The organism is Marinimicrobium sp. UBA4209 (genome assembly GCF_002381585.1).
Taxonomy (GTDB): Bacteria; Pseudomonadota; Gammaproteobacteria; order Pseudomonadales; family Cellvibrionaceae; genus Marinimicrobium; species Marinimicrobium koreense.
Map to the genome: position 1 here is coordinate 1 of NZ_DFTP01000101.1, position 1065 is coordinate 1065.

Genomic DNA, 1065 nt, shown 5'->3' on the forward strand with positions numbered 1-1065 from the left:
CCCCGAGCCTATCAGTCCTGCTCAGCGGCTTCGCGCAGCGCATCGTACCGCTCGACGGCGTTGCGGTGCGCCTCGAATGCCGCCTCCCGGTTCTCGAACTCGTACATCTGGCGGATCGTACAGTGATCACCCCCGGCATAGACCTTGTGCATGCCGCCCCCGCACACCTCGCTGAAGCGCTCTTCAAACAGCGCGGACGGCGAGGTATCCAGCGCGTTGCAGCCCGGCATCACGGTGGCCAGGTAATAATTGCGCCGCCCGTCGATGGAAATCACGTCGTGATCCAGAACGCCATAGCCCCGGATATCACTGTGACGGACGCAGGCACGGCCATTCTGCCCCGCCGTCTCCGCCAGCACGTCATAAAACGACGGGACCGACTCACCGGTCGTGGTACAGGCGGACAGCGCGGCCAACAGCGGCGCGGTGGCGCACAGCTTCCATAGTTTCATAGCTCACCTCTCTGAATCATCGACATCAAACTGGCGCAGGAAATCATTTCTCTTGACCCTTTAAATGTTAATCACTATCATTTGCATCATCGTTGTCATGTATTTCTGTTCTACACACCTTAGGAGTATCACTACTGTGTCTTTGTTCCGTCCTTCTCTGTTGGCCGTTGCCGTGGGCTCGCTGCTGGCTTCCGGCTACACCCACGCCCAGTCTGCTACCCCTGAAATCCAGGAAATTCAGGTGACGGGGCAACTGTCCCGCTATTCCGCCCTGAAGTCCGATACCCCGATCATGGAAACCGCCCGCTCGGTGTCGATTGAAGGGCTGCAGGACATCATCGACAAGGGTGCCATCACCCTGGACGATGTCTTCACCTACTCTTCCGGTGTTTACGGCAAAACCTACGGCTTCGCCACCCGGGGCGACTGGGTAAAGGTGCGGGGCCTGGACGTGCCTCAGTATCAGGATAGCCTGCAATCGCTGTTTGGCAATTACAATAACACCCGCCCGGACGTCTATACCCTGGAACAGGTGGAAGTACTCAAAGGCCCGGCATCGGTATTGTACGGCCAGGGTTCTCCCGGCGGTATTGTCAATGTGGTAAGCAAGCTG

The 1065-nt window shown here is 58.2% G+C and carries 2 protein-coding genes; one reads left to right on the forward strand and one right to left on the reverse strand.

Annotated features, from left to right (window positions below):
* Positions 1-11: 11 nt before the first annotated feature.
* Positions 12-452: a DUF6491 family protein gene (locus B3187_RS14710; protein WP_286807225.1), complete on the reverse strand. Its 441-nt coding sequence runs from the start codon at positions 450-452 to the stop codon at positions 12-14.
* Positions 453-588: 136 nt separating this feature from the next.
* Here B3187_RS14710 and B3187_RS14715 point away from each other — a divergent pair.
* Positions 589-1065 (forward strand): TonB-dependent receptor plug domain-containing protein (locus B3187_RS14715; RefSeq protein WP_286807226.1); only part of this gene is annotated, 477 nt, incomplete at its 3' end.

Excerpts from the sequence above, each read along its gene's own strand:
- B3187_RS14710 (WP_286807225.1), bottom strand. The coding sequence starts at position 452 with ATGAAACTATGGAAGCTGTGCGCCACCGCGCCGCTGTTGGCCGCGCTG.